This is a genomic window from Pseudoflavonifractor sp. An187 (assembly GCF_002160275.1).
In the GTDB taxonomy this organism is placed as follows: domain Bacteria; phylum Bacillota; class Clostridia; order Oscillospirales; family Oscillospiraceae; genus Enterenecus; species Enterenecus faecium.
Genome location: NZ_NFKG01000008.1, coordinates 13,209 through 30,977 on the forward strand (window position 1 = coordinate 13,209; position 17,769 = coordinate 30,977).

The following is a 17,769-nucleotide window of genomic DNA, read 5'->3' on the forward strand; positions in this document are numbered from 1 at the left end:
TCCTTGTTAAAGAGTATAACACATTTCCTTTGCGGACGCTATACCTTTATGAAAATTTCACAATTTCTTTTTCTCGTTACAGTGTGCCACAGGCATGGCGGGTGACATGACAGCCCAGGTTCACCACACAGGGCAACCCGGCAATGTGGGTGCCAAAGGGCTCGATGGCCACCGTGAGGGCGGTGGTGGAACCGCCCATACCCTGGGGCCCAATGCCCAGACGGTTGATGCGCTCCAGAAGACGCTGCTCCATCTCCCGATAGAAGGGGTCGGCATTCCACTCCCCCGCCGGGCGCAGCAGTGCCCGCTTGGCCAGAATAGCGGCCTTCTCCGAGGTGCCACCCAAGCCCACGCCCACCACCACAGGGGGACAGGGGTTGGACCCGGCCTGAGACACCGCCTCCGCAATGAAGTCCTCCACCTGCTCCTGGGTCACAGAAGGGTTAAACATCTTCATCTTCGTCATATTCTCGCTGCCAAAGCCCTTGGGCGCCACGGTGATCTCCACCTGGTCCCCGGGCACCATCTGCAAATGGAGGATAGCAGGGGTGTTGTTCTGGGTATTTACCCGGCGCAGGGGGTCTCCCACCACAGACAGGCGAAGGTGGCCTTGGACGTAGCCCTCCGCTACACCCTGGTTCACTGCCTCCTCCAGGCTGCCGCCTGTGAGGTGGCAGTCCTGGCCCCAGTTGACAAACACCACGGCCATGCCGGTGTCCTGGCAGATGGGCAGCCCCTTCTCCTGGGCGAACTCGTAGTTCTCCCGCAGGTCGCCCAGAATAGCCTGTCCCACGGGAGAGGCCTCCGCCTTGCACGCCTCACAGATGGCATTGCGCAAATCCTGGGGCAAAATGGTATTGGCCTGAATGCACAGCTCCCGCACCAACTGGGAGACCTGCTGGCTTGTAATTTCTTTCATCATCTCTCCACCTCTCGTCCGTCAATGAATACATGGGTTACATGGCTGCGCCAGTCCAGGGGAGGACCGTCCAGCACCACCAAATCCGCATCCTTGCCCTGGGTGATGGACCCCATGCGGTGGTCCACCCCGGCAATACAGGCAGCGTTGATGGTGATGGCCGCCAAAGCGTCCTCCTCTTCCATCCCGTGTCGGGCTGCCATAGCCGCACACAGCAGCAGCTGGGGCGCTGTGGTCTCTGGGTGGTCGGTGCAAATGGCCACCCGCACACCGGCACGGGTCAGCAGCGCCGCGTTCTCCAAGGTCATCTGGCGCAGCTCCCCCTTGGAGCGGTCGGTGAGGATGGGGCCGGTAATCACCGGCACCTCCTCCCGAGCCAGGTAGTCAGCAATCAAATACCCCTCGGTGCCGTGGACGATGGCATAGTCCAGCCCGAACTCCTTGGCAATGCGCACCGCCGTGGCGATGTCGTCGGCCCGGTGTACGTGGAAATGGGCAGGCACCTCCCCCGCCACCACCGGGCGCAGGGCGTCCAGACAGGGGTCGAAACTGGGCATCTCCTCCTGCGGGTCGGCCTGAGCCGTCGCCCACTTCAACTGATACTCGGATGCCCGGGCCAACAGCTCCCGAATCACTGCCGCCGTGCCCATACGGGTAGCTGGCCATCCGTCCCGCCCCTTGGGGTTTTCCCCCAGGGAGAATTTCATGGCCGCCGGGGCCTGCACCACCATCTCGTCCACAATGCGGCCCGCCGTCTTCATCAGCACCGCCTGGCCCGCAATGGGGTTGGTAGAACCGGGGTGCACCATCACGCAGGTCACCCCCGCCTCCCGGGCCTCCTTCACATAGGGGTCCATGGGGTTGACCCCGTCCAGCACCCGGATGTTGGGGGTACATACCTGGGAGGTCTCATTGAGGTCCTCCCCGTCGCACCCACATAGCCCCAAGTGGCAGTGGATGTCCATCAAGCCCGGCAAAACATGCCCTCCTCGGGCATCCACAGCGTTCTCCAGCTCGGCCCCATCGGGCAGCTGGTCCATACGCCCCACCTGCTGGATTTTTCCGTTCTCCACCCGGATATAGCCGCTGTCGATGGTCTTTCCCTCCATAGTGTGGATGACTCCGTTGAGAATCATCAAGGCGCATCCCTCCTCTCGACCGAATTCTTCCTCTGGGTTTGCTATACTCTCTTGTGCGGTATCACCGCAGCATGGGAACCCCCATGCAGTCATTCCATTCTCCCGCGCAACAAAACCTCTGGGCTTCCCCTCTCCGGGGAAGCCACTTTTTATGCAAAAAAACAGGGCGGGCTTTGGCGCCCGCCCCTATGAGAGCATGGAATCAGCGGCGGCCTCGACGGCTGCTGCGCTTTTCATTCATATGCAGCTCAGACAGCTTGCTGTCCGAACTGGCCATAAACTGTTTGAGCTGATCCTCAAAGCTCACGGGCCCCTTGGGCTGAGGCGGTGCTGCCTGGAAGCTGCTCACGCCAGGTCGGCGGCTGGGACGGCGCTCCCCACCGTTCTCACTCCGATGCCCCGCAGGCCGGGCATTGGGACGGCGCTCCGGACGGGCCGGAGGAGGAAGCACTTGCTTCATCGACAGGTTGATACGATTGTTTTCGTCAATGCCGATGACCTTCACCGTTACCGCCTGGCCCTCATTGAGATGCTCGTGAATGTCGTTGACATAGGTGTAAGCAATCTCAGAAATGTGGACGAGGCCGGAACGATTCTCCGGCAGCGAAACAAATGCGCCAAACTTGGTGATCCCAGTCACCTTTCCTTCCAGAATGGATCCAACTTCAAACCCCATAAACTTTTCTTTTCCCTCTCCCTGTGATTTCAGGACGCGGGTTTGCGCCCCGTTTTTATTTGGACGTATCCACAAAGCAGATCTCGCCCGGCTCCATCAGCCCCAACATGGCTCTGGCAATGTCCGCCAAGTAATTGGGGTCACTGCTGTGCTGAATGTCGTCGGTGAGCGCGGCGTTTTCCTCTTTCTGCTGCTGTACCTGCTGGGCCAGCTCGTCTCTTTTGTCCTGAGCTGCCATCAGCTGGCTTCTCATGGACAGCAGTCCGATGGCGCCAGCGACCAGGAGCACCAGCACCAACAGTTTTGTACCAATGCCTGCTCGTTTGACTTTCACTATGGTCGGCCTCCTTTTCTGCCTGTGCATCAACGTCATATACGATGTTTATTTTATACCATTTCAACCATTTTTGAAAGTCCTTTTTTTGATTTTTCAAAACTTTTTTTGTTTTCCCAGCCGCACACACGGCAGGTGTCAAAAAAAATCGAACAATCCCGTGAATCCACCGAAAACTTCGAACAAAAATGGGGAGCAAAATGCGGCTGGCCGTGGTCAGGTACACCACGCCGCCCAGCAAAAATGCCCCGCCATGGTAGATGCGCACCACCCCGTTGCCCAAAACCAGGGCGTGGACAAACACCGCCACCGCCGTCCCAATCCAGAATGTGACATCCAACAGAAACCACAGCCAGCGCCACGGACAGCTCCGGCGTATCCCCCGCATGGCGTCATATAATACACCCAGGCCCAGGCCCAACAAGAAACCTTGTCCGAGCACCTGGGCCTGGGTCATGACATTGATCCCCATACCTTATCGAAGCAGCCGGGAGAAAAAGCCTCCTACATTTCGCTCTGCCCGCTCCTCATAGCTCAAGGCGTCGATCTTCCCTTCCACCTTCAGATCGCCGCCGTCCAGGGACAGCTTTTCAATGTGAAGCCCTTCTCCACTGACCACCAACATCCCCTGGGTGGTGGAGAGCACGATGTTGGTGTCGTCAAACCGCTCCACATCCTCCACCCCGGACACCGTCAGGCCTCTGCGGTCCTCCATCGTCACGTGATGGCGGGCCGCTGCCGCTACCTCATATCCCATGCAACCACTCCTCTTTCCTTGGATGGTTCATGTATATGGGGTTTGTCCCGGGATTATGCCTCTCCAGACTCCTGAGGATCTTCCACTTCTTGCAGCTCCTTCCCCGGCAGACGCTGGCGCAGGTCGTACTTCAAAATGGTGTACACCACCGCCGTGAGGGGGACACTGATGACCAGGCCGATAAAGCCCAGCAGGCTGCTGCCCACCGTCACCGCGGCCAGCACCCAGATGCCGGGCAGGCCAAGAGAGGTACCCACCACCCGGGGATAGATGAGGTTTCCCTCCAACTGCTGGAGCACCGCCAGGAACACCAAAAACCAGAACGCCTTGATGGGGCTGATCATGGCCAGCAGCAGTGCTGCCAGTACAGCTCCGATGTAGGCGCCTGCCACCGGAATCAGCGCAGAGACGCCGATGATCACCGAAATCAGGGGGGCGTAGTCAAAGCGGAACACCACCATCCCGATAAAACACAAGCTGCCCAAAATACAAGCCTCAATGAGCTGACCGGAGACGTATTTGGTGAAGGTATCTGCCGTCAGACGCACCACGGCCAGCACACGCTTGGCAATGGATTCGGGCAGGTACACCACCACCAGGCGGCGGCACTGCGCGGTGAGCTTGGGGCCGCCGGAGAGCATATACACGGAGAACACAAAGGAGATCACCGTGGTCACCACCGCCGACACCAGAGAGCTGGTGGCAGAAATCAGGTGCGGCACCGTGCCCGTCAGGGTATCCAGTACCTGGTTGAGGGCATCGCCCAGGATATCGTTGATCTTATCCGGTAGATTCAGCTTGGCCAGATTCTCCAGAGACAGCCGCTGGGTGATAAAATCAATCACTTCCTGCAAGTTTTCAGCATAGATGTTCATGTTGCCCACAAAGCGCTGGATGCTGCGGGTCAGCTCCGGCACCACCAGGGAGATGAGCACACCGATGACGGCAAACAGCATCACATAGGCGGTGACCACCGCCAAAGGCCGGGCCAGCTTCTCTCCCCGCTTGCCCAGCCCCTTGGCATAGAGGCGGGCAAAGAAATTACAGGGGCGGCTGAGGATAAAGGCGATGGCAAAGCCGATGAAAATGGGACGGAAGGCCAGCAGCACACCGGAACACCAGTCCAGCACCACGTCGATCTTCACAATCACCACCACCAACGCCACCGCATAGGTGATGAGCAACAACAATTTTCGAAACACTCCGTTGTCCAACGTCAGCACTCCTTTGCTTTCATTGTTCTCTCACAGTGTACCATTATACCTCTCTTGCGTCAATGAATACCAGAAGATGCTAATCTTGCCGTCAGAACGAGTTGTGCACGTCGTCGCCTCGGGCCTGTTCCAGATTCATCAGCTTCTTGCGGGCTGCCGAGTGGGTGAGCATGGCGGCCAACAGCTCGTTGTCCTGGGTCTCAATGGCCCGGCGATAGGCGGCCAGGCGGCCCTCCAGCCGTTTCACCGTCCGGCTCAGAGCCTCCCGATTCAGAGAAAACAGCTGGGTCCACAGCGCCACATCCAGAGCTGCCACGCGGGTGCAGTCACGGAAGGAGCCGCCCTCAAAGCCCCGGCAGGAGAACAGCTCCTCATCGTCGCACACCGACAGGGCTATGATATGCATCAGCTGGCTGGTGTAGGCAATCATCTCGTCATGGCGCTCCGGGGTGGTACGTATCACATCCCGGAACTGACAGAACCGGGCCATGCGCTCCACTAAGTCCACGTGCTCCTGACTCACCCCTTCCGGGGGTGTCATGATAAAGTGAGTGTTCCGGAACAGCCCCGCTTCGGCGTTGTCAATGCCGGAGACCTCCTTACCAGCCATGGGGTGGCAGCCGATGAAGTCCACGTTGTCGGGCAGACACTGGGCTCCGTCCATAATGGCCCGCTTGATGCCGCACACGTCCACAATGACACTGCCCGGTTTAAAGTGGCTGCGGTGCTCCTCCAAAAAAGACACAATGCCCTGGGGGTCCTGGGCCAGAATCACCACGTCCGCCCCGGGAAGTTCTTCCGCTGCGTCATAGGTCACCCGGTCCGCTGCGTGCCGCTCCACCGCCTTCTGATAGGTGGAGGCAGAGCGCACCACGCCCACCACCTCATAGTCCTCAAATCCCTGTAAGGCCATGGCCATGGACCCGCCAATCAGGCCCAATCCCACCACCACAATTCGTTTCTCTGCCATCGGTATTCCTTCCCTTCTGATGCGTCTTCCCCATGATGGGACCATGGGTGTTTTCTTTCTTTGCAGTTTAGCACTTTCAAGCGTCAAAGTCAATGGACAATCTCACTTGCACCTCGCCGTTTCCTATGCTACTATATTTGTACCCGATTTTCATAGAAAAAGGAGCGTCTTTCATGGCTTTTCACATCACCACATCCGAATTTTCTCAGACCATCCAACAGGCTCTGGACACCCTGCACCCCAACTGTGATCCTGAAAAGCCCAATTTGCACCTGTGTCCCCGTCTCGTCTCCTGCGACGGCCCCTCCCTCTCCGTGGAGTTGGAGTACGACACCAAGGCCTGGACTTCCAATCCCATGGGCATTGTGCACGGCGGCGTGCTGGCCCTCATGCTGGACAATGCCATGGGCCTGACCTGCTACTGCATCTACGGCCACTTCACCCCCACCATCTCCATGAATCTCACCTATTCCCGGCCCGTGGCCCTCAACGAGACGGTTCGGCTCCGGGTCACTACCCTCTTGGCCGGCAGTACCACCGCCCAGCTCCAGGCCCAAATCTATCTTCCCGGCCAAGAGGAGCGGGTTCTGGTCTCTGCCACTGGCGTGTACTGCTCCCGGACTCGCTCATAACGTCCCATGCTGGTTATTGACTTCTCTGCACTGTGGTGGTAACGTATTTTAGGAAATTATGACGATTTGTTTCAGGAGCTCTTCATATGGACAGAGAACATACACAGGGAACGTCATCCCCAAAATCAGAGGCAACCAAACAGCTTCTCTCTGAAATCTCCTATCAGTTATTTAAGGAACAGGGCTTCGAGCAAGTGGGCGTGCGGGACATTGCCGCCAAGGCCGGAATGACCACCGGAGCCTTTTACTATTACTTTAAAAGCAAAGCCGATATTCTCAATCACCACGCCAAAATGCGGGCCCGATGGCTGTTCCATCAGGTCCCGGGTATGCTGGAGGGGCTCTCTCCCCTGGAAAAGATCCGACAGTTTTTAGGCAGCTATCTGTGCGAGGTCTTTTTGGATGAGGGCTGGGAGCTGTGCGAGAGCCGCATGTTTGCCCGATACTATGACAAGTGGGAGAGCTCGGGGCTGGCCTCCACCATCCGCCTATACTGCGAAGAGGCCAAAGAGCAGGGGCTCTTAATCCCCGACTGTGACGTGGACCAGATGGCTAGCGACCTGGTACTGGCGTGCCGGGGCGTGGAGTACGACTGGTGTCTGCGCCACGGCGGCTATGACATCCATCAGCGGATGTTCCGTCTGGTGGACATGGTACTCAGCCACTACACAAAAGCTTAACCAAAATAGACAGCACCCTGTATCCTGGAGCAATCTGGATACGGGGTGCTGTTTCATATTATCGTCTTTTTTCTGTGCGGATGCGCTCCACGTCATAGGTACGCACAAACCCCAATACGTCTGCCCCGGTCTCCACACAGCGGAAGAAGATCTCTCCGCAAGCTCTGCTGTCGCTTCCGGCATGGTGGTGGTCCAGCTCCAGGCCAAAGTAATCGCACAGGGTATTGAGCTTGTGGTTGGGGGACTGGGGAATGAGCCGACGGCTCATCTGACAGGTGCAGGCGTAGGGCACCCGCTTATGCCAGGTCAGGCCATAGTCCCGCAGGCACTTGGCCAACACCGACATGTCAAAGGGCGCATTGTGGGCCACCAACATTCCCTGTTCCAAAATGGGGCGAATGGTCTCCCACAGCTGGGGAAAGGTGGGCTCATGGGCCACCATCTCCGGGGTAATCCCGGTGAGCTCCACGTTGAAGGGCTCAAACTCTTCCTCCGGATTGACCAGGGAATAGAACTCCTCCACCACCTGCCCCCGCTCCATCACGGTGATACCAACGGCACTCATACGGTCGTTGAGGGAGTTGGGGGTCTCTACATCAAAGGCAACAACTCTCTGGGACATCTCTCACAGGCCTCTCTTTATGTTTTTTCACTGCCGGCCATTCTACCACAGATTTTCCGTCCCGTCTACCTCACAGCTGTTCCTGCCACTGGGCTTCCCGGAATCCCACCAGCACAAATTTCTCTCCTATCACCAGGGGACGCTTGACCAGCATGCCGTCGCTGGCCAGCAGCTGATACTGCTCCTCCTCAGACATGGTGGGCAGGCGGTCTTTCAGCCCCAGGGCCTTGTAGGCCAGACCGGAGGTGTTGAAAAACTTCTTCAAAGGCAGGCCGCTCTTCTCATGCCACGCCTTCAACTCCTGCGCTGTGGGATTCTCCTCCTTGATGTTCCGGGCCTCATAGGTCACGCCCCGCTCATCCAGCCAGGCCTTGGCCTTCTTACAGGTGGTACAGGGGGGATATTGCAAAAATAAGACACTCATAGGTTACGCTCCTTTTTACTGGCTCTCCCGCCCCTGATACGGGGGACAGAGATACCGCTGTTTGTTTCGGGTGGCCTTTCCGTACTCAATGGCCTCCACGGGGCACTTGGAGATACAGGCCATGCAGTGGGTACACTGGGCGCCCCACACGGGCTTTCCATTCTCCAGATGGATGTTGTTGAGGGGACACACATGTTGACACTTGCCGCAAGAGATACAGGTGTCCTTGGCATAAAACTTCTTGGCCTTGGCATAGAAGCGGTAAAACGCCTGATTGACCACGCCAGATTTCAGGCCGTCCCACTTCCCAGTGGAAATAGGCGGGAAGGACTTGCCCTCCTCCATCCACTGTTCCCCCTGCTGCAATGTGGCCACCGCCTTTTGCCGCATGGTCTCAGCCTGGGCAGGGTCGGGGGGCGTAAACATCACCAGATAGTTATCCGGCATCACCACCGGCAAGGTCCCCCGATACGTCAGAGCCTTTCGCTGGCACAGTTCCTGGAGTTTGGGCTCTGCATTCCCCACCTCTCCACCGCAGGTCATGACGAAGTAGGCGTCCCGACTGCCGCTGAAATGGCCGCGGATGATAAAATCTTCCACAATTCTGGGAATCTGCCAGCAGTAGGTGGGCATGACAAACACCCAGGGCTTCTCTGATTGCAGCTCGGCTGCCACGCCGTGGCGAATATAGTAGAAGGTGTCCAGCAGGTCATCCTTTCGGTGGTCCGCCAGCCACTCCGCACAAAATTGGCTGTTTCCTGTGGCCGAAAAATAAACAAGCATATTCTTTCCTCCAAGGGATCCTTCCCTCTCTCCTTACGCACACAGTAACCGAATTTGGCCCCGGTGTCAATGTTCCAAAGAGAAAAAACTACACATAAACTTCCTGTGAAACCGTGTGAAATCTGTGCGTATCGGGAGGAATATTTCCGTTTCGTTCAGAGTTCGGCCTGTATATGGGTTTGCAGCACCCCTGCCACCGCCGCCAAAGTGTCATCGGGCAGCATTCCATACTCCCCATACTGGGCAGCGGCAGCGTCTCCCGCCGCCCCGTGGAGGTACACCGCCCAGGCCACCAGCTCCCCGGGACAGAAAACACATCCCGTCAGCTGTTTTTGACCCAGCAGTGAGGCAATCATCCCCGCCAGAATGTCCCCGCTGCCCCCCTTGGCCATGCCGGGATTTCCGGTGGTGTTGCGCCACACCCTGCCCTGAGGGTCCACGGTGAGGGTCTCGTGGCCCTTGAGCACCACCACGCAGCCCGTGTCCTGAGCCAGCTCAGCCGCCTGCTCCACCCGGTCGTTAAGCGGCAGCGAACATCCAGCTAAGCGGGCAAACTCTCCATCGTGGGGTGTGAGGACGGTGAGCCCCGTTCGAGCCCTGAGCCGTTGGGTCTGTCCTTCCAGGGCATTGAGGCCGTCCGCATCCAGCACCAGCGGCCCCTCCACCTCTTTGATCAGGCGGAACACAAGCTGCTGGGCCCGTGGGCTGCGCCCCATCCCTGGGCCCGCCAGCACCACATCACAGCTACGGGCTCGCTCCACCAGTTGCTCCGTATCGTCGGGCAGCGGGAAGGGCATGGCGCTGGAGCACCGGGTGGCTACCATGGGATACACATCTCTGGGCACACCCAGATACACCAGACCTGCTCCACTGCGCAGTGCTCCCTGGGCGGCAAACACCGGAGCCCCGGTATACCCTTCACTGCCCGCCACAATCAGAAGCTTTCCGTAGTCCCCCTTGTGGCTGTCCCGCTCCCGCCGGGGCAGCCGGACCATCTCATTTGTCACCAATCGTTCTTCTCTCACGGCTTCTCTCCCCCTTCCATGAGCTTGCCCACGATATAGGAATAGTTCTCCCGTCGGTGCGGGAGAAGGCAGGCGCTGCAATCCTTTATACCTCCGGGGGTATAGGTGAAGTTTCCTCCGCACTTCTCCCCCATGAGATACAGGGGGCAGTAGCAGAACAGGCAGTTAAAATTCTCCGGGTTTTGGGTGGGATGACAGGGAAAGAACTCACAGCTGGTATGTGAGAAAAACTCATAGTTATGCAAAGGCTTATTATTACTCATTGTAGTCCCCCAAACATCTCGCCCACCAGCTGCATCTGCTCCTGGGTAGGCTCCCAGCCGAAGGCGATCTCCACCACACAGTCCTGGTAGCACAGCAGATAGGTCCGCAGGCGTACCCCATCCGTCTTTCTATATGCTTCCTGGGCCAGCCAAGGAGCGGCGTCTACCTGCTCATGGTCTGCCCACAGCATCTCATCCCGGCACAGGTCGTACAAAATGGGGAGTTTCACCAAGGTCACCGTATACATCACGGTGTCCATGTCCTCTTCCGGCCCGGTCTCTTCCTCCGTAATCTGCCAGCCCTGATACTGCCCTAGGACCAGAGATTCCTCCCCGTCCCGGCTGACCCAAAACTCCTGGTCCCCCACATCTCCCCGCAGCTGCTCCACCGTCAGGGGCAGCCCATCGGGGAATTGGCTCCACCAGCCGTCTGCCGCCATGGGGGACAACCAATCCAGGCGCATATAGCCAAAGGTTATGACACTGGTATAGGCCATAATAAGGAAGAAGTACAACGCCGATGTCACCAGCTCATTGGTACCCCAGGATGCCTTTCGTCTTCTCAACACATCCCGCATCCACAGCACCAAATTCCACCCGATTCCAAACGATAGCGCCGTAACGAGGAAAAACAGACGGGCATTGGCCCATGGTTTCAACACCAAGGTAGCCACAATTCCAGTAAGCCACAAGACGACATACGCCACTAGGACCCAACGGACGACCTTGCCCCACGGCCCAGTATCCAGCCACTCCCCCTGGGCCGCCAGCTTCTTGGCCTTCCGGTGCCACAGTTCATATGGGACCAATTCCGCTCCGATGGCCACAAAGAGCAAAAGGTCCTCCAGGACCCACTCCGCCCGAGTGGAGAGAACCCACAAAGGCAGCTCCAAAAAACTCCAAAGGTTGAGCAGCAGTATCGCCAGCGTCAGGCCAAAACAGACACGGTAGACCCTCAACGCCCCCTGTTTCAAGGCCCGGTGCATCCCCTCCACATAGGCCACCGGATCGGTCTCCATGGGCAGAGGGTGCGCCGACCAGTTATAAAACACCTGCATGGTGGGGGTCTCCACCGTCAGCTTCCACCCCGTGTGCTCCCCCAGCTCTGCCAGGTCCTCCACCTGTTGGCTGGGCTGGGGCTCATACGCATCCTGATCGAGATAGGTAACCCACACATGCGCGGTGCGGGGTTCCACTCGCCGGAACGTCCACCAAATGCCAAAGACATTCTCCAGCACCCAGCCCTCCCGGGCTTGTTTCTCCAAATAGCGAATGGTCGCACCGGAATCGAAAAACGCCAATCGCTTCCAGGTTCGTTTCCGTGTTTTCATGAGCGCTCCTCCTCTCCCATGATCTGTCGGTAGTCCCGGGCCTGGGCACAGATGCGGGCATATTCCTGGTCCAACATCTCCTGCCCCTTGGGGGTGATGAGATAGCTGCGCCGCCGCCCCTCCACCCGGGTCTCCACAATGCATTCCGCCTCCAAAAACTGCTCCAACAGATTGTACAGCGTCCCCGACCCCACATGCACCCTGCCCTGGGTCATGGCAGGCACCTGGTCCAAAATGTCGATGCCGCACCGCTCCTGGCGTAGGCAGAGCAGCACATAAAACATCTGCTCGGACAGGGTCTGAAACTTGGCCCGTGCCATCCTCTCACCTCCTTATCTCGAACATCGAGATTCCTCACCCTCATTGTATTCTCGATGTTCGAGATTGTCAAGAAGATTCTACTTGACAGGAAACCGTACTACTCATATAATACAGTTAGAAAGTGTACTACACCTATAATACACTTTGGAAGGAAGTGATACACCATGGTGCGCTTTGACGACCTGCGCCTCCGGGATGGGGCCCCCATCTACCTACAGATTATGGAGCATCTGAAGGCGGGCATTGCCGCCGGAACCGTGCAGGATGGGGACGAGCTGCCCTCCCGGCGCACCCTCTCCGCCCTGCTGGGGGTCAACCCCAACACCATTCAAAAGGCCTTTCGTCTGCTGGAGGAGGAGGGGCTCATCTCCTCCCGAACGGGAAGCAAGAGCTGTGTGTGTCTCTCCGATCAGCAGTCTCAGGCCATGCAGCAGCAACTGCCCAACACCCAGACCTTGGAGTATATTGAAAAAATGCGGGCCATGGGTCTCACCCGCAGCCAGACCATCGCCCTCATCGAGACCCTATGGAAGGAGGATGTCCCATGAGAAAAACTGGTTCCCTTCTCTATCTTACCGTCGCCGCCTCCTTTTGGCGGGTGCTGGTCATTCTGGCGGGAATGGCCGTGGTCCAGCTGGGGGTTGCTGTGGGGATACCCAAGGTCCTCCCGGAAAGCTACGGCGCACCTTATGTGTTTTCTCACCTCGCGTTCCGCCTCCCCGCCGCGGCGGCCTTGATTCTGGTGATGTACACCCTGATACGCTCCCATGGCAGTCGCCCTACTCAGACGGGTTACACCATGCTGCGCCTTCCCGTTTCCCCCACCCAGGTGTTTCTCAGCTATCTTGTGTACGCCGTGGCGGTCCTGCTGCTGTGCTGGTTTGCCCAACTGACGGTGGTGGTGGCAGCCACCCAACTGCTGGCCGCCCTGTACCCCGCTTTTGACTGGGGGGAACAGACGCTCTTCCTCACCAGTGTTCAGAGCGGGTATGTCCACGTCCTGCTCCCCCTGCTGGATGGGTGGAGTTGGGCCAGTACCACCATGATCTATGTGGGTCTCGGGTTCATCACTGCGGTGGGCATGGTGCGGAGCTGGCAGGGCAAGCTGCTGGTGTGGTCCTTCATCTTCCCCCTGGCCTTGTCCATCACGCCTCTGGAGCTGAGAAGTCATTCCTGGTCCACCGTGATGGCAGTGCTGCTCGTTGTGGGCTGCTGTGTGGAAGGAGGCCTTCTGGTTTTGAATCTGCGGAAAGGGGTGGGAGAATGAAATGGAAGCGCTATCTCCCTGTGGAGGCCAATGCCACCGTCCTTCGCCGGGGTTTTGTGGCTCTAACTGCATTCTCTCTGGTGTGCAGCCTGTCCTTTTTCAACGCTTACGCCCGCGCCCTTCCAGGCATCGAGCGCACCGCCGCCTCGTTCCCCGAGGTTCAAATGCCCCCCTTCTCTCTGCTGCTGGGGCCCAGCCTCTACGGCTTCTGGGTCTCTGCCCTAGCTATGGTGCCCCTGGCCGGGTACTTCTGGGCTCTGCACACCCGTCTGAGCCACAGTGTATACCTCATGCGGCGGCTCCCGGACCGCTGGGAGCTGGCCCGCCGCTGCCTCACCCTCCCTGTGTTGGCGGCGCTGTTCTTCCTGGGTCTATCCCTGGCGCTGTGGCTGCTGGACTTCGCCATCTATTGGACTGTTACCCCGGACCGTTTTCTCCCCTCCTCCCTCTGGGAGGCCCTGTGGAGCTAAGGAGGTTATCGTCATGCTGCAACTGAACCGTGTAAGTAAGACCTATCATCTGACCACCCATGCCCTGCACCAGGTCAACCTCTCCATCGCCCCCGGCGAAATCGTAGGGCTGTTGGGGGAGAACGGAGCGGGCAAGACCACCCTGCTCAAGTGTATTCTTGGCCTATTGTCCTATCAGGGCTCCATCACCCTGGACGGGGTACCCATCGGCCGGGACAACATCGCCCGTCTCAGCTTTGCCACCTGTGAGCACTCCTTTTTCCCCACTCTCACCCCCCAGGAGCACCGGGTCTTCTACCGGGAGCACTTCCCCACCTGGCGGGATCAGCGGTTTGAAGCCCTCATGGACTTCTTCCGCCTGCCGGGAAACCGTCCCCTGCGTGCCATGTCTGTGGGCCAGCAAAACCAGGTGGAGGTGATTTTGGCCCTGTGCCAAGGGGCGGACTACATTCTCATGGATGAACCCTTTGCCGGAAACGATGTATTCAACCGAGAGGACTTCTACAAAGTACTGCTGGGGATTCTGGAGCCCACCGAGACAGTCATTCTCTCCACTCACCTGCTCTCCGAGATCAACCACTTTGTCAGCCGGGCGGTGCTGCTGTGGGATGGTCAGATTGTGGGGGACGTCTCCACGGCCGACCTGGATGAACAGGGATTGTCCATTCTGGACTATGTGAAAGAGAAGTACCACTATCAACCGGATCGGGTGAGCAACGCTCTTTCCCAGCTCAGCGGAGAGGAGGATGGCCTATGCGGAAATCGTTAGCGGCTTTTGGCCTGGTATTTGCCCTGTTGGCCGGATTATTCGGCTACACGGTAGTGGAGACCTGGGATGCCCAGGATGCCGTGTCCTTCACCGTGGAGCAGCCGATAGGGGACCCTGCTGCTGCCCAGGGATTCCAGTTAAACATTCCGACCTTTCAAAATTATGATATGGCCTGGGACACCACGCTAACCTTGGGCTCTACCCCCACCTGGAGCACAGACTATCGCTATGACCCCGGAAATATCAGCTGGTATACCCCTCAGGAGAGTTCTCCTATGCTGTCCATTGCTGTGGGAGACACCTCCATGTTCTATATTTCCGGTGACGATTGGTCCACCAACGTCATCGGCCAAGCCTATCGTGAGATCATTGAAGACGTGTCCAGCCGAGCCCCTGCCAAGGGAAGCTACTCTGAAACCGTAGTACTGAGCGACTATCTGGATTATTATCCTGTGATTTTGTCTGATATCCCCCTGCCCGACTCTTACAGTTCCGGCTGGGAAACCTGGGATTTGACCCAAGCCCTCCGCATTCCTGTGGGCCAGGGAGATACCATACAAGTGGATTTGGAACTGGACCAGAATTTCGTCATCTCCTCTATTTACCTCTCCACGCCTCAGGCTCCCTCTCTATACAGCGAAGCAATCCTATCCAACGGCTATTATTATGTGCTTTTTAGTCCCGAACAACAGGATGGCACTCCGGTATCGGGTGCCTCTCCCTATGGGCTATACCGCATCCCCGCCTCTGGCGGCCAGGCTTTAGCTGCTCAAAACTGCACTCTGTGCTACCAAACCAGCGGCAAACCCCAACACCTGGCTTTGTCAGACGGCGGATACCACCTTCTCCTCATTGAAAACCTGGCGGAAAACAACTATCAATTTCTTCTTCTGGACACCCTCACCTATCAGCCGCTGCAGGAGATCCCCATCCAACTCCCAGATGAAAACCATACCTTTATCATCCAAGATTCGTATCTGGGGGCACTGTCCTTATCAGACGATTATCCCGCCCCGCTGGTTCAATCCCTGAACCTTTGGGCCAAAAATGACTTTGGCCTGTATGTACCCGTATTGGACTGCGACCTGACCCAGGCTCAATTTCCCCTCGGTGTATCGTTCCAAACCTACTACGATGGAGAGCGTCTGGTAATGGCCTCCTACCTTCAGACCTCTCCCTCTGGCTATATGGTCACTCCATCTGTGTCGATAGCAGTATGTAACTCGGACGGTCTGGCGTATTCTGCCCGCTTTATCCACAGCCAGAGCATCACAGGATTGATTCAGGTCCAGGACTATCGGCTCACCCTGACTCCGGTTTCCTGAAAAAATTTCCCCACACCGCTGTTTTTCTCCAGCAAGACGTGGTATAATAACAGCGGTACCAAAGGCACCCAATATACATGAATCGGAACAGGAGGTTTTCCCATGAACACTCGATTCCTGCGCTGCAAGCACTGCGGCAACATTGTCGGCATCATCCACGACGCTGGTGTCCCCATCTTTTGCTGTGGACAGCCCATGGAGGAGCTGACCCCCAACACCGTAGAGGCCAGCGGCGAGAAGCATGTCCCCGTAGCCAGTGTAGAAAACGGCGTTCTCACCGTCCAGGTGGGTTCTGTGGAGCATCCCATGACCCCTGAGCACTTCATCATGTGGGTCTATGTGAAAACCGAGCACGGCGGCCACCGCATCCAGCTCAAGCCCGGCGACGCCCCCCGCGCCGTGTTCCATCTGGGCGACGAGAAGCCTGTGGCTGTGTACGCCTACTGCAACCTCCACGGCCTGTGGATGACCGAACTGTAACAGATACTCTCCCCCCTTAGATAAAAGAAGCGTGGACTGGCAGTTTCCTGCTGGTCCACGCTTCTTTTTTATCATTGTCCCGTCATAATCCGCAAGATTTCCCGATCGGTCTCCCGCATACCCAGGCGTCCCAGGCGGGCCACCATGTTCAGGGTATTCTCCACTCCTTTTTTCACAATGCCGTCCCCATCGTAAAATTCATGTCCGGCCTTGTACATCTCGTAGCCCATCAGGCCCGCCTCCAGAGCCAGAGAGATTTTGGCCGCACAGGAGGCCTTGGCCCCATCGCACACCATGCCGGACACCACAGCCAAGGAATTGACCAGAGTGTGTGCCACCCCGTCCAGACCCATGCCGTCCAGGTAGGCAATGGCAGCGGCAGCGGCACAGGCCGCATTCACCGCCCCGCAAAAGGCGGACAGACGGCCCAAATTGGTCTTTTGGTGGACGGTGAGCAGATTGGACACCACCATGGCCCGGTACATCTGCTCCTCCCCAATGCCCTTTATGGCCGCATATTCCATCACAGGCAGGGAGGCCGTGAGCCCCTGGTTTCCACTGCCTGAGACAATGACCACCGGCAACTCGCAGCCGCTCATACGGGCGTCAGACCCGGCCGCCGCCCGGGCACGCAACCGAGCTTTCCAGTCGTTTCCCGCCTGGGCCATCAGCTCTTTTCCGATCATGGCCCCGTAACAGCCCTCCAGTCCCTCCTGGGAAATAGCCCAGTTCAGCTGGGCCTGCTGCTGGATGGGCTGGCGGATGTCCTCCAGGTCCACGCTGTCGGCAAAGTCCAAAATGCCCTCCACCGTGAGCAGCTGCTGCAAAGGGTTTTCCTGCATCCCCTGGGGGACCTCCCGCTCTTGCAGCACCTGGCCGTTGCGGCTGACGTGCACCAGGTTGGTGTGCTGGTCCACCATCCGCACTCGGGCCACATCCTCCCCGGCTCGGACCTCCACCAGGATGTCAAAGGGGTGGGTGGTGTCCAGCGGCACAATGGCCACCCGCTCCTGGGCCAGATATTCCTCCACCGCTTCCATATCCTGTTCCGTCACATGGGAAATGCACTCCAGCTGGGCCTGGGCCTGGGCGGCCACGGTTCCCACCGCTGCCGCCACCTCCAGGCCACGTCTGCCCCCGGTGTTGGGCACCACCACACTCTTGACATTTTTGATAATATTGCCGCTGACGTGAAGCGTCACCTGCTGGGGCAGCTGCCCCAGGGTCTGGCGAGCCACCGCACAGGCATAGGCCACCGCAATGGGCTCGGTACACCCCATGGCAGGCTTCAACTCCTCTCGGAGGATTTGCACATACGCTTGATATCTCTCATCGGTCCGTTGCATGGAGCTGTCTCTCCTTATCTGG

24 protein-coding genes are annotated in these 17,769 nt (G+C 58.1%); 8 read left to right on the forward strand and 16 right to left on the reverse strand.

Translation table 11 applies throughout. The annotated features are described in order from the left end of the window. Positions 1-76: 76 nt before the first annotated feature. The 8 genes from B5F22_RS05400 to B5F22_RS05435 form a co-directional block, all read right to left on the reverse strand. The gene (locus tag B5F22_RS05400) at positions 77-919 is read right to left on the reverse strand and encodes a fumarate hydratase (protein WP_087391625.1); all 843 of its coding nucleotides are present in this window, start codon (positions 917-919) and stop codon (positions 77-79) included. After that, positions 919-2,055 carry an amidohydrolase gene (locus B5F22_RS05405; protein ID WP_242955066.1) on the reverse strand — a complete coding sequence of 379 codons (1,137 nt, stop codon included), beginning with the start codon at positions 2,053-2,055 and terminating at the stop codon, positions 919-921. The genes B5F22_RS05400 and B5F22_RS05405 overlap by 1 nt, the downstream gene beginning before the upstream one ends. Positions 2,056-2,260: 205 nt before the next feature. Next, positions 2,261-2,734 (reverse strand): S1 RNA-binding domain-containing protein, encoded by a 474-nt coding sequence (locus B5F22_RS05410; protein WP_087228495.1) that lies wholly within the window; start codon positions 2,732-2,734, stop codon positions 2,261-2,263. A 55-nt stretch (positions 2,735-2,789) separates the two neighbouring features. After that, positions 2,790-3,068 carry a septum formation initiator family protein gene (locus B5F22_RS05415; protein WP_087228497.1) on the reverse strand — a complete coding sequence of 93 codons (279 nt, stop codon included), beginning with the start codon at positions 3,066-3,068 and terminating at the stop codon, positions 2,790-2,792. Between the two features lie 53 nt (positions 3,069-3,121). Next, complete coding sequence (locus B5F22_RS12440; protein WP_204210528.1) at positions 3,122-3,430, reverse strand: hypothetical protein; 309 nt, start codon at positions 3,428-3,430, stop codon at positions 3,122-3,124. Positions 3,431-3,543: 113 nt separating this feature from the next. Further along, positions 3,544-3,825: a sporulation protein YabP gene (yabP, locus tag B5F22_RS05425; protein WP_087228500.1), complete on the reverse strand. Its 282-nt coding sequence runs from the start codon at positions 3,823-3,825 to the stop codon at positions 3,544-3,546. Positions 3,826-3,878: 53 nt separating this feature from the next. After that, entirely contained in the window at positions 3,879-5,027 is a 1,149-nt protein-coding gene (locus tag B5F22_RS05430) for an AI-2E family transporter (RefSeq protein ID WP_242955063.1), read from the reverse strand. Positions 5,028-5,130: 103 nt separating this feature from the next. Beyond that, positions 5,131-6,009, reverse strand: coding sequence for a prephenate dehydrogenase (locus tag B5F22_RS05435; RefSeq protein WP_087370659.1), 879 nt, complete (start codon positions 6,007-6,009; stop codon positions 5,131-5,133). A gap of 173 nt (positions 6,010-6,182) precedes the next feature. Here B5F22_RS05435 and B5F22_RS05440 point away from each other — a divergent pair, with 173 nt between their 5' ends. Together B5F22_RS05440 and B5F22_RS05445 are read left to right on the forward strand one after the other, a co-directional pair. Continuing rightward, positions 6,183-6,641 carry a PaaI family thioesterase gene (locus B5F22_RS05440; RefSeq protein WP_158096628.1) on the forward strand — a complete coding sequence of 153 codons (459 nt, stop codon included), beginning with the start codon at positions 6,183-6,185 and terminating at the stop codon, positions 6,639-6,641. An 86-nt stretch (positions 6,642-6,727) separates the two neighbouring features. Continuing rightward, positions 6,728-7,321, forward strand: a complete 594-nt coding sequence (locus tag B5F22_RS05445) for a TetR/AcrR family transcriptional regulator (RefSeq protein WP_087391633.1) — start codon at positions 6,728-6,730, stop codon at positions 7,319-7,321. Positions 7,322-7,379: 58 nt separating this feature from the next. On the opposite strand, the gene B5F22_RS05450 is transcribed toward B5F22_RS05445, so the two are convergent. From B5F22_RS05450 to B5F22_RS05480, 7 genes are all read right to left on the reverse strand, one after another. Continuing rightward, a complete protein-coding gene (locus B5F22_RS05450) occupies positions 7,380-7,943 on the reverse strand; it encodes a 3'-5' exonuclease (RefSeq protein ID WP_087228510.1) in 564 nt (187 codons plus the stop codon). Positions 7,944-8,013: 70 nt separating this feature from the next. Beyond that, a complete protein-coding gene (locus B5F22_RS05455; protein WP_087391635.1) occupies positions 8,014-8,367 on the reverse strand; it encodes an arsenate reductase family protein in 354 nt (117 codons plus the stop codon). Between the two features lie 15 nt (positions 8,368-8,382). Then, positions 8,383-9,150: an EFR1 family ferrodoxin gene (locus B5F22_RS05460; RefSeq protein ID WP_087391637.1), complete on the reverse strand. Its 768-nt coding sequence runs from the start codon at positions 9,148-9,150 to the stop codon at positions 8,383-8,385. A gap of 155 nt (positions 9,151-9,305) precedes the next feature. Further along, entirely contained in the window at positions 9,306-10,175 is an 870-nt protein-coding gene (locus B5F22_RS05465) for an NAD(P)H-hydrate dehydratase (protein WP_143482193.1), read from the reverse strand. Continuing rightward, positions 10,172-10,438 (reverse strand): cysteine-rich small domain-containing protein, encoded by a 267-nt coding sequence (locus B5F22_RS05470; RefSeq protein ID WP_087228517.1) that lies wholly within the window; start codon positions 10,436-10,438, stop codon positions 10,172-10,174. Before B5F22_RS05470 ends, B5F22_RS05465 begins: the two co-directional genes overlap by 4 nt. Further along, positions 10,435-11,769 (reverse strand): DUF2812 domain-containing protein, encoded by a 1,335-nt coding sequence (locus B5F22_RS05475; protein ID WP_087391643.1) that lies wholly within the window; start codon positions 11,767-11,769, stop codon positions 10,435-10,437. Before B5F22_RS05475 ends, B5F22_RS05470 begins: the two co-directional genes overlap by 4 nt. Beyond that, positions 11,766-12,089, reverse strand: coding sequence for a helix-turn-helix transcriptional regulator (locus tag B5F22_RS05480; protein WP_087228521.1), 324 nt, complete (start codon positions 12,087-12,089; stop codon positions 11,766-11,768). The genes B5F22_RS05475 and B5F22_RS05480 overlap by 4 nt, the downstream gene beginning before the upstream one ends. Positions 12,090-12,254: 165 nt before the next feature. Between B5F22_RS05480 and B5F22_RS05485 the strand changes: the two genes are divergently transcribed. The 6 genes from B5F22_RS05485 (at position 12,255) to B5F22_RS05510 (ending at position 16,401) form a co-directional block, all read left to right on the forward strand. Then, the gene (locus B5F22_RS05485; protein ID WP_087228523.1) at positions 12,255-12,638 is read left to right on the forward strand and encodes a GntR family transcriptional regulator; all 384 of its coding nucleotides are present in this window, start codon (positions 12,255-12,257) and stop codon (positions 12,636-12,638) included. Further along, positions 12,635-13,357: a hypothetical protein gene (locus B5F22_RS05490; RefSeq protein WP_087391645.1), complete on the forward strand. Its 723-nt coding sequence runs from the start codon at positions 12,635-12,637 to the stop codon at positions 13,355-13,357. The genes B5F22_RS05485 and B5F22_RS05490 overlap by 4 nt, the downstream gene beginning before the upstream one ends. After that, positions 13,354-13,827, forward strand: a complete 474-nt coding sequence (locus B5F22_RS05495) for a hypothetical protein (protein WP_087391646.1) — start codon at positions 13,354-13,356, stop codon at positions 13,825-13,827. The genes B5F22_RS05490 and B5F22_RS05495 overlap by 4 nt, the downstream gene beginning before the upstream one ends. Before the next feature lie 13 nt (positions 13,828-13,840). After that, complete coding sequence (locus tag B5F22_RS05500) at positions 13,841-14,596, forward strand: ABC transporter ATP-binding protein (RefSeq protein WP_087391648.1); 756 nt, start codon at positions 13,841-13,843, stop codon at positions 14,594-14,596. Beyond that, positions 14,581-15,921 (forward strand): hypothetical protein, encoded by a 1,341-nt coding sequence (locus tag B5F22_RS05505; RefSeq protein ID WP_087391649.1) that lies wholly within the window; start codon positions 14,581-14,583, stop codon positions 15,919-15,921. The genes B5F22_RS05500 and B5F22_RS05505 overlap by 16 nt, the downstream gene beginning before the upstream one ends. Positions 15,922-16,023: 102 nt before the next feature. Continuing rightward, positions 16,024-16,401 carry a desulfoferrodoxin family protein gene (locus B5F22_RS05510; protein WP_087391651.1) on the forward strand — a complete coding sequence of 126 codons (378 nt, stop codon included), beginning with the start codon at positions 16,024-16,026 and terminating at the stop codon, positions 16,399-16,401. A 71-nt stretch (positions 16,402-16,472) separates the two neighbouring features. Here the strand turns inward: B5F22_RS05510 and B5F22_RS05515 are convergent, their stop codons facing one another. Beyond that, the gene (locus tag B5F22_RS05515; protein ID WP_087391652.1) at positions 16,473-17,747 is read right to left on the reverse strand and encodes an L-serine ammonia-lyase, iron-sulfur-dependent, subunit alpha; all 1,275 of its coding nucleotides are present in this window, start codon (positions 17,745-17,747) and stop codon (positions 16,473-16,475) included. Positions 17,748-17,769 lie beyond the last annotated feature (22 nt).